Origin of the sequence: Pseudomonas sp. CF161, from assembly GCF_000416215.1 — a bacterium.
In the GTDB taxonomy this organism is placed as follows: domain Bacteria; phylum Pseudomonadota; class Gammaproteobacteria; order Pseudomonadales; family Pseudomonadaceae; genus Aquipseudomonas.
Map to the genome: position 1 here is coordinate 72337 of NZ_ATLP01000103.1, position 9385 is coordinate 81721.

At 63.6% G+C, this 9385-nt stretch carries 10 protein-coding genes; 5 read left to right on the forward strand and 5 right to left on the reverse strand.

Features of this window, described 5'->3' with window-relative positions; genetic code table 11:
• Positions 1 to 19: 19 nt before the first annotated feature.
• Positions 20 to 928, reverse strand: coding sequence for a LysR family transcriptional regulator (locus tag CF161_RS23350; RefSeq protein WP_020299087.1), 909 nt, complete (start codon positions 926 to 928; stop codon positions 20 to 22).
• Between the two features lie 105 nt (positions 929 to 1033).
• Between CF161_RS23350 and CF161_RS23355 the strand changes: the two genes are divergently transcribed.
• The 3 genes from CF161_RS23355 to CF161_RS23365 all read left to right on the forward strand — a co-directional run bounded on the left by CF161_RS23355 (position 1034) and on the right by CF161_RS23365 (position 4110).
• Complete coding sequence (locus CF161_RS23355; RefSeq protein ID WP_020299088.1) at positions 1034 to 1633, forward strand: short chain dehydrogenase; 600 nt, start codon at positions 1034 to 1036, stop codon at positions 1631 to 1633.
• Positions 1634 to 1705: 72 nt separating this feature from the next.
• Positions 1706 to 2386 carry a COG3650 family protein gene (locus CF161_RS23360; protein ID WP_020299089.1) on the forward strand — a complete coding sequence of 227 codons (681 nt, stop codon included), beginning with the start codon at positions 1706 to 1708 and terminating at the stop codon, positions 2384 to 2386.
• Positions 2387 to 2496: 110 nt separating this feature from the next.
• Positions 2497 to 4110 (forward strand): NAD(P)/FAD-dependent oxidoreductase, encoded by a 1614-nt coding sequence (locus tag CF161_RS23365; RefSeq protein WP_020299090.1) that lies wholly within the window; start codon positions 2497 to 2499, stop codon positions 4108 to 4110.
• Positions 4111 to 4169: 59 nt separating this feature from the next.
• On the opposite strand, the gene CF161_RS23370 is transcribed toward CF161_RS23365, so the two are convergent.
• Positions 4170 to 5264 carry a PLP-dependent cysteine synthase family protein gene (locus CF161_RS23370; RefSeq protein WP_020299091.1) on the reverse strand — a complete coding sequence of 365 codons (1095 nt, stop codon included), beginning with the start codon at positions 5262 to 5264 and terminating at the stop codon, positions 4170 to 4172.
• Between the two features lie 318 nt (positions 5265 to 5582).
• On the opposite strand from CF161_RS23370, the gene nhaA reads away from it, so the two are divergent.
• Complete coding sequence (nhaA, locus tag CF161_RS23375; RefSeq protein ID WP_020299092.1) at positions 5583 to 6770, forward strand: Na+/H+ antiporter NhaA; 1188 nt, start codon at positions 5583 to 5585, stop codon at positions 6768 to 6770.
• A 75-nt stretch (positions 6771 to 6845) separates the two neighbouring features.
• Here the strand turns inward: nhaA and CF161_RS23380 are convergent, their stop codons facing one another.
• Positions 6846 to 7310: a glycine zipper 2TM domain-containing protein gene (locus CF161_RS23380; RefSeq protein WP_011059627.1), complete on the reverse strand. Its 465-nt coding sequence runs from the start codon at positions 7308 to 7310 to the stop codon at positions 6846 to 6848.
• 170 nt (positions 7311 to 7480) lie between these two features.
• On the opposite strand from CF161_RS23380, the gene CF161_RS23385 reads away from it, so the two are divergent.
• Positions 7481 to 7717 (forward strand): hypothetical protein, encoded by a 237-nt coding sequence (locus tag CF161_RS23385; RefSeq protein WP_020299093.1) that lies wholly within the window; start codon positions 7481 to 7483, stop codon positions 7715 to 7717.
• A gap of 9 nt (positions 7718 to 7726) precedes the next feature.
• Here CF161_RS23385 and pdxH read toward each other — a convergent pair whose 3' ends face one another.
• Positions 7727 to 8374, reverse strand: coding sequence for a pyridoxamine 5'-phosphate oxidase (pdxH, locus tag CF161_RS23390; RefSeq protein WP_020299094.1), 648 nt, complete (start codon positions 8372 to 8374; stop codon positions 7727 to 7729).
• A 23-nt stretch (positions 8375 to 8397) separates the two neighbouring features.
• The coding region (locus CF161_RS23395; protein ID WP_020299095.1) for an OmpA family protein at positions 8398 to 9385 on the reverse strand (988 nt) is incomplete at its 5' end.

Consider the following 9385-nt stretch of genomic DNA (forward strand, 5'->3'; position numbering starts at 1 on the left):
CCCGAGCCTGTGCCAGCGGCTACAGGCGGTCGAGGGCTTCGCCGCTGCGCTTGAACCAGCCGATCAGGTAATCGGCCAGGACCTGAGTGCGCTTGGGCAGGCCGCCCTGGTAGGGGTGCACCAGGTACATCGGCATGCTGCGGGTCTGGTAGTCGCGCAGCAGCCAGCGCAGACGGCCGTCGGCCAGTTCGGCCTGCAACAGGTAGGACGGCAGCCGCGCAACGCCGGCGCCAGCCAGTGCAGCTTTCTTCAACAGGTTGTAGTGATTGCTGGCAAACGGCCCGGAAACACGCACCCGCAGCAACTCGTGCTGTTGGTGATACAACCACTCCTCGCGGCCGCTGTAGTGGCTGTTGAGCAGGCAGCGATGCTCGGCCAGGTCCCGGGGCGCCAGGGGCTCGCCGTACTCCTCGAGGTAGGCCGGGCTGGCGCAGGTCAGCTCACGCCAGGCCAGCAGCGGCCTGGCCACCAGGCGCTGGTCATTGGCCACCTCGGAGCGGATCGCCAGGTCGAAACCGTCCCGTGACAGGTCGCGGTACAGGTTATTGAGCTCCAGTTCGATCTGCACCTGGGGGTAGCGCCGGGAGAACTCCAGCAGCAGCCCATCAAAAAACGTCTCCCCCAACGACACCGGCACCGTGATCCGCACCGGTCCGGCCATGTCGTCCTTGAGCCGCGCCAAGGCTTGGCGCGCGCGTTCCACCTGCACCACCAGTGCCTGGGCCTGGGGCAGCAAGGCGGCGCCGGCGGCGGTCAGGCTCAGCTTGCGGGTGGTTCGCTGCAACAGCACCACGGCGAATTTGGCCTCCAACTGACTGATGCGCTTGGACAACTGGCCCTTGCTGCAGCCCAGCTGCTGGGCGGCCAGGGTAAAGCTGCCGGCTTCGATCAATACGGCAAACGCCGCCAAGTCATCCATCTCACTCATGGATTGTTTCCATTTGAAAACCAAAGGTTGCCTATTAGCGCGTTAATCAACAGAAAAAACCACCTTAGACTGCAACTTCGTTCACCCACCCTCAGGAACCTCAGCATGAAAATCCTCTTGATTGGCGCCCACGGCACCATTGGCTCGGCCGTTGACCACGAACTCTCGCAACGCCATGAAGTGATCCGCATCGGCCGCACCAGCGGCGAGTTGCAGGTGGACATCAGCGACAGCGCCTCGATCCGCCGCCTGTTCGAACAAACCGGCAAATTCGACGCCCTGATCAGCGCCACCGGCAGAGTGACCTTCGCCCCCCTGGGGGACATGAGCGCCGACGACTTCACCCTGGGCCTGCAGAACAAACTGATGGGCCAGGTCAACCTGCTGCTGATCGGCCGTGAGTTCGCCAATGACGGTGCCTCCTTCACCCTGACCTCGGGCATCCTCAACCGCGACCCGATCCGTACCGGCGCCTCGGCGGCCCTGGTCAACGGCGCCATCGATGGTTTCGTACGCTCTGCCGCTCTCGAATTGCCCCGCGGCCTGCGAATCAACGCCATCAGCCCCACCGTGGTCCAGGAAGCCATGGGCAGCTATGCCCCGTACTTCCGTGGCTTCAAGCCGGTAAATGCCGCCGAAGTCGCCCTGGCCTACGCCAAGAGTGTCGAAGGTCTGCAAACCGGCCAGGTCTACCAGGTCGGCTAGGCATTGCCGGAGCGGGGTTGTGATGCGCGGCCAGCCTGCGTAACGTGGCGGCACTTGTCTGGAGACCCGATAATGCGCGCCGCCCGTTCACTGCTTTGTATCGCCCTGCTCCCTCTGTTTGCCGGCTGCCAGATGCTGCCGATGCTCAATGGCCAACCCCAGGCCCCGTCCATGGCGGGCCTGACCCGGATGCAAGGCGAACTCACCGCCGCCGACGGGCAACTGCTGTTCAAACCGTGCAATGAACAGCGCCGCTATGCGGTCAAGGACAGCGGCGGCACCAGCGTGCTGCAGGAAGCCGCGACCCTGGCCGACCAACAAGGCAAGCTGTTCGCCGACCTGCGCGGCAGCTTCTCCTCGAACAAGGCCAGCGGCGATGGCCAGGTGGAGCTGCGCCAGCTGTACCGCGTCGAACGCTCGGGCAATGCCTGCAACGACCCCAACTTCCAGCGCCTGATCCTGCGCGCCAGTGGCAAGACCCCGGCCTGGAGCCTGGACGTCAGCGCCAAGGGCATGATGCTCGAACGCGCCGGCCAGCCGGCCCTGGCCCTGCCCTACCTGGAAGAGCAATTGGGTGACGGCCGCTTCAACCTCACCAGCGAAGCCAACAACCAGCACGTCGAGCTCTGGGTCGCGCCCCAGCGTTGCGTCGACAGCCAGACCGGCAGCGTCCAGCACCTGACGGCCGAGCTGCGGATCAACGGTGAAGTGCAGCGCGGTTGCGCCTATTTCGGCGGCTCGCGCAACGACTGATTCGACGGACGACCGTTTTAACCTCACGGGATCCGGGCTTTGCGGCTTATAATCGCCGGTTTGTAAAACCGCCCTGACGCATTTGTGCGTCCCGCGAATCGGATCCCGTCATGTTACGAATCACTGAACTCAAGTTGCCGATCGACCATCCTGAAGAAGACCTGCGGCCTGCCATCGCGCAGCGCCTGGGCGTCGCCAGCGATGACCTGCTCGACTTCACCCTGTTCAAGCGCAGCTACGATGCGCGCAAGAAGTCGTCCGAACTCTGCTTCATCTACACCATCGACGCCCAGGTGCGCGACGAGGCCAAGGTGCTGGGCAAGTTCGCCGATGACCGTAACGTCAACCTGGCGCCGGATGTCAGCTACAAAGTGGTGGGCCAGGCTCCGGCCGATTTGAGCCAGCGCCCGATCGTGGTCGGGTTCGGCCCGTGCGGCATCTTCGCCGGCCTGCTGCTGGCGCAGATGGGTTTCAAGCCGATCATCCTCGAACGTGGCAAGGAAGTGCGCGAGCGCACCAAGGACACCTGGGGCCTGTGGCGCAAAAGCGTGCTCAACCCCGAGTCCAACGTGCAGTTCGGTGAAGGCGGCGCCGGGACCTTCTCCGACGGCAAGCTCTACAGCCAGATCAAGGATCCGAAACACCAGGGCCGCAAGGTCCTGCACGAGTTCGTCAAGGCCGGCGCGCCGGAAGAGATCCTCTACGTCAGCAAGCCGCACATCGGCACCTTCCGCCTGACCGGCGTGGTGGAGAACATCCGCCAGCAGATCATCGCCCTGGGCGGCGAAGTGCGCTTCGGGCAACGGGTGACCGACGTCCTGATCGAAGACGGGCAATTGACCGGTGTCGAGCTCAACAGCGGCGAACAGCTGCACTCCGAGCACGTGATCCTGGCCCTGGGCCACAGCGCCCGCGACACCTTCCGCATGCTCCACGGCCGTGGCGTGTTCATGGAAGCCAAGCCGTTCTCGGTAGGGTTCCGGATCGAACACCCGCAGTCGCTGATCGACAGCGCGCGCCTGGGCAAATACGCCGGGCACCCGAAACTCGGCGCCGCCGATTACAAGCTGGTGCACCACGCCAAGAACGGCCGCACGGTCTACAGCTTCTGCATGTGCCCGGGCGGCACCGTGGTCGCCGCAACCTCCGAGCCGAACCGGGTCGTGACCAACGGCATGAGCCAGTACTCGCGTAACGAACGCAACGCCAACTCCGGGATCGTGGTCGGCATCACCCCGGAAGTGGACTACCCGGGTGGCCCGCTGGCCGGCATCGAATTGCAGGAGCGCCTGGAATCCCTCGCCTTCGAACTCGGCGGCAACAACTACGAAGCACCGGCGCAGCTGGTGGGCGACTTCATCGCCGGCAAACCTTCCACCGCCCTGGGCAGCGTCGAGCCGTCCTACAAGCCGGGCGTGGCCCTGGGCGACCTGGCCCTGGCCCTGCCGGACTTTGCCATCGAAGCCATCCGTGAAGCGCTGCCGGCCTTCGACCGCCAGATCAAGGGTTACTCGCTGCACGACGCGGTGTTGACCGGGATCGAGACCCGCACCTCATCGCCGCTGCGCATTACCCGTAACGAAGCCATGCAAAGCCTGAACGTCAAAGGCCTGTACCCGGCCGGGGAAGGCGCCGGTTATGCCGGCGGCATCCTCTCGGCCGGCGTCGACGGGATTCGCATCGCCGAAGCCGTCGCACGCAACATGCTCGGGCTCGACGCTTAAGTCACGAGCCTGCACTGCCCTCGCCAGGGTCCTGACCCAGGACCCTGGCGCCGGGTCGATCAGATGCCGGCGCGCAATACGCTGGCCGGTAGCGCAACGCCCTGCTCCACGCTGGCGGCTACCGCATCGATCAAACCACTCAACTCATAGCCCTGGGCGGCCAGCCACGGCTGATCGTAATAGGTGGTCGCATAGCGCTCGCCGCCGTCGCACAGAATCGCCACGATCGAACCCGACTCCCCCGCCTCCTTCATCTGCAGCGCGGCGACCAGAGCACCAATCAGGTTGGTGCCGCTGGAACCCCCTACCCGCCGCCCCAGGCGCTGGGCCAGGTAATGCATGGCCGCGAGCGACAGCGCATCCGGCACCTTGACCATCGCATCGATCACCTTGGGCAGAAACGAAGCCTCGACCCGTGGCCGACCGATGCCTTCGATCCGCGAACCGCACTCCAGGCGCAGGCTGGCGTCGCCGCTCTGGTAGTAATCGAAAAACACCGAACGCTCGGCGTCGGCGCACAGGACCCGGGTGCAATGCTGGCGATAACGCACATAACGCCCCAGGGTCGCGGTGGTGCCGCCGGTGCCGGGGCTGGAGATCAGCCAGCTTGGCTCCGGGTAACGTTCGCAGCGCAGTTGCTGGAAGATCGACTCGGCGATGTTGTTGTTGGCGCGCCAGTCGGTGGCCCGCTCGGCGTAGGTGAACTGGTCCATGAAGTGCCCGCCGCTTTCCCGGGCCAGACGCTCGGACTCGGCATAGATCTGCGTCGGGTCCTGCACCAGATGGCTCTTGCCACCGTAAAAGGCGATCTGCGCGATCTTCTCCTGGGAGGTGCTGGCCGGCATCACCGCAATGAACGGCAAGCCCAGCAGGCGCGCGAAATAGGCTTCGGAAATCGCCGTCGAGCCGCTGGAGGCCTCGATCACCGGCGCGCCGGGCTTGAGCCAGGCATTACACAGCGCATACAGGAACAGCGAGCGCGCCAGGCGATGCTTGAGGCTGCCGGTAGGGTGGCTGGACTCATCCTTGAAATACAGCTCGATCCCGGGCAGGCCAGGCAGCGGCAGGGGGATGAGGTGGGTATCGGCGCTGCGCTGGAAGTCGGCTTCGATAATGCGAATGGCCTCGCGGGCCCATTGTCGGTTGTCGCTCATGGTCGGTTCTCGCTGGATCGAACGCCACGGCGGCGCAAGAGGAGGATAGTGGCCCGGAGTGGGTACCCGGCGCCCTTGAAACATCTGCACGGCGGCGGCGATGAACTATGTTCAAAGGGCTGTGGGGCGCCATGGTAGGAAAAATCCGGGGGGCCTCACAGGTACAGCTATGAAGCAATTGGATACACAACTGACAGGCCGTATTTTCAGCAGCACGCTTTCCTTCTGCTTATAACAAAAAAGAATATAACTTTTGTTTTAACAACTAACGGTACGGGTTAGGGTGTGCCACCTTTAGCGTTTTTATGGAGAGCGACCTTGCCTCTGCGTAGTACTTTCACTCGTTTCTTTCAGTTGGAAGCTGCCAGCGGTCTGTTATTGATCGCCGCTGCAGTTCTGGCCCTGATCATCAATAACTCACCGCTGTCCTGGCTCTACAACGGACTGCTGGACACCCCGGTAGTCGCCCAGATCGGCGCCCTGAAAATCGCCAAGCCCCTGCTGCTATGGATCAACGACGGCCTGATGGCGCTGTTTTTTCTGTTGATCGGGCTTGAGGTCAAGCGCGAAGTCCTCGAAGGGCACCTGTCCAAGCCGTCGCAGATCGTGCTCCCGGGCGCCGCGGCGATCGGCGGCATGCTGGTGCCGGCGCTGATCTACTGGTTCCTCAACAAGGACAACCCGCCGGCGCTGAACGGCTGGGCGATCCCGACCGCCACCGACATTGCCTTCGCCCTCGGGGTCCTGGCCTTGCTCGGCAAGCGGGTGCCGGTGTCACTGAAGCTGTTCCTGATGACCCTGGCGATCATCGATGACCTGGGCGCGATCATCATTATCGCGATCTTCTATTCCGGCACTCTGTCGACTCTGTCGCTGATGCTGGCGGCCGCCTGTGTGGCGGCGCTGGTGGCGATGAACCGGCTGGGGGTGGTCAAGCTCGGGCCCTATATGATCATTGGCCTGATCCTCTGGGTCTGCGTCCTCAAGAGCGGCGTGCATGCCACCCTGGCCGGCGTGACCCTGGCCCTGTGCATCCCGCTGCGCACTCGCAATGCCGAACCCTCACCGTTGCGCAACCTGGAACACGCTCTGCACCCCTGGGTGGCCTACGGCATCCTGCCGCTGTTCGCCTTCGCCAATGCCGGGCTGTCCCTGACCGGGGTCACCGCCGAGAGCTTCACCCACTTCGTGCCCCTGGGCATCGCCGTCGGCCTGCTGCTGGGCAAGACCGTCGGGGTGTTCGGCCTGACCTGGCTGGCGGTCAAGAGCGGCCTGGCCGCGCTGCCCAGTGGCGCCAACTGGGGGCAAGTGTTTGGCGTGGCGATCCTGTGCGGGATCGGCTTCACCATGAGCCTGTTCGTCGGCTCCCTGGCCTTTGTTCCGGGCAGCAGTGAATACGCCGGCATGGACCGCATGGGCATCCTCACTGGCTCGCTCTTTGCCGCCCTGATCGGCTACGCGGTGACGGCCGCCGCCAGCCGCAAGAGCAACGCCCTGCCCTCCTGAGCCAGGGTTGGCCCAGGCTGAAAACAAAAAACCCCGGTCAGGCAACTGACCGGGGTTTTGTTTTGCAGGGTGCGATCAACGAGTAACGCGGCTCGTGCCATTGACCGTCATGATGCGCACGCGATCACCGACGCGGAACACTTCGTTTTCCTGCACCTGCTGCACATAGGCACGCATGCTGCCGTCGTCTTCACGGACGGTGATTTCCACGCCCTGGGTGCGGGTCAGGCCTTCCTCGGTGGCCGAGCCCAGCAGGCCACCGGCGACTGCGCCGATCACCGCAGTGACGATGCTGCCGCGACCGCCACCGATGGCGCTGCCGCCGACACCGCCAATCACAGCGCCAGCAGCGCCGCCGATCGGGGTCTTGGTGCCTTCGATTTTCACCGGACGCAGGGATTCAATGGTGCCCATGCGAACGGTCTGCACACGACGCGCTTCATCACGGGAGTAAGAGTCACCGGTCAGGTTCGAGGCACAGCCACCGAGCAACATCGCCATCGTGGTGAAGGAAGCAACCAGCAGAACAGACTTACGCATAGGATCAACTCCAAAGGACAGATCGTCATTAAACTCCGCAGCTTGATACCTGTCACGGCATCGCCCGGATAAAATTGCTTTCATTCAGTCTCAGTACAGACTACGCAGACCGCCAAAACGCTCAAAAAAGCTCAGGCAAAATTTACGCGCACCCGAGTACAGGACTTCTCATGGATTACTTCATCATCATTGCCACCACCGCCGCCGGCTTGTACTTCCACTGGTGGTTGTATGTGCGGATCAAACGCTGGATGGACCGCGACCTGGCGCTTTCCCTGGCCGGTACGGATGAGCAGAAAAAGGCCTTTATGCTGCAACAACTGGCTAAAGCCCATCAGCAGAAAGTAAAACGCCGGGACCTGCCGCAGTGGCTGGCAGCCGCCGCGACCGGTTACCCCGGCGCCTGACCTGAAACCTTAAGGCGCCAGGCGTTCACGCACCCAGTCAGCGCCCTGTACACGATAATTCAAGCGATCGTGCAGACGGCTGGGGCGACCTTGCCAGAACTCGATACGCTCGGGCAGCAGGCGATAACCGCCCCAATGCTCCGGACAATCGGGCTGGCTGTCACTGAAGCGCGCCTCGGTCGCCTTGAGCAATTGCTCCAGCTCCCCGCGCCCATCGATCACCCGGCTCTGGGGCGATGCCCAGGCCCCCAGGCGGCTGCCCAGCGGACGTACCTGGTAATAATCGTCGGACTCCTGCGGGCTGACCTTGACCACCCGGCCCTCGATGCGCACCTGGCGCTCAAGGGTCGGCCAGAAGAAGGTCATGGCCGCAAAGGGGTGAGCGGCAAGCTGCTCACCCTTGGCGCTCTGGTAGTTGGTGAAGAAGGTAAAACCCTGCTCATCCAAACCCTTGAGCAACAGAATGCGGCAATGCGGGCGGCCATCCGTGTCGACGGTCGCCAGCGTCATGGCATTGGCCTCCACCGGTGGCTGCTCGGTTTTCACCGCGTCTGCAAACCACTGGTGAAACAAGGCGAAGGGCTCGGCCGGAGCCTGGGCTTCGGTCAGTCCATCACGCGTGTAGTCGCGGCGCATATCAGCCAGGGCCTGGGTCATGGCAGCTTCCTTTCGCTAAAGAATCAGTTCTGTGCGGTGGTCGCCGGCGCTTTTGCCGGAGCGGCTGCCTTGGCCGGGGCTACCTTCTTCGCTGGTTCTTTCTTGGTCGCTGGCTTCTTCGCAGGAGTGGCGGCCTTTTTCGCAGGAGCGGCTTTCTTGGCCGGCGCGGCCTTTTTCGAGGCAATGGCCGGCACAGCTGGCTTCACGTCCTGCACAGCTACCATTTCGGTTTCCGAAGGGGTTGGCTGGTTGTACTTGCTCAGCAGGCCGAGCATGGTGCTGCGCTGGGTCAGCATGATTTCCACGCGACGGTTCAAGGCACGGCCCTGCGGGCTGTCATTGGCCGCACGTGGCATCACCGAACCCATGCCGCGCAGCATCAGACGGTCTTGTTTCAGGCCGCTGAGGCTGAAGATCGCCGCTACCGATTGCGCACGGTCACGGCTGATTTTCTGGTTCAGGGCAGTCGCACCGACGGTATCGGCGTGCCCCAGCACCAGGACCGCAGTCTTGGAGTCGCCTTCAACAGCCTTGGCCACGCGGGTGAATGGACCCAGGGTCACCGGCAGCAGCATGGCAGGACGGTCCGGGTTGAACGAGCCGTCGACCAGAGCGGTGACCACCAGTACGTTTTCGCGGCGTTCCAGTTGCAGCTTGCTGTCCTTGATCGCTTCACGCAGGCGCGGCTCATAGTCATCCAGCCAGGCTTGGGTGATTTTCGGATCAGGCATCGGGATATCAGTGACATCGACCTTGCTCAGCGGCTTTGGCTCGCTCGGGCCAAATGGCCACCACCAGTTCTTGCCGGTGTCAGCCTTGGCAACGCTTGGAGCCGGTGCCGGTTCAGCTTTCTTGGCTTCGGCTACCGGCTTGTCGCCAGCGTCATCCTTGGAGGAAAACGGCCACCACCAGCTGCCGCTTTCGCTCTTGGCTGCTGGAGCAGCAGCGGCGGCCGGTGCAGGCTCGGCCGCGGAAATCGCGGCGGGCTTGGCAACCGGGGCTGGCGCGGCG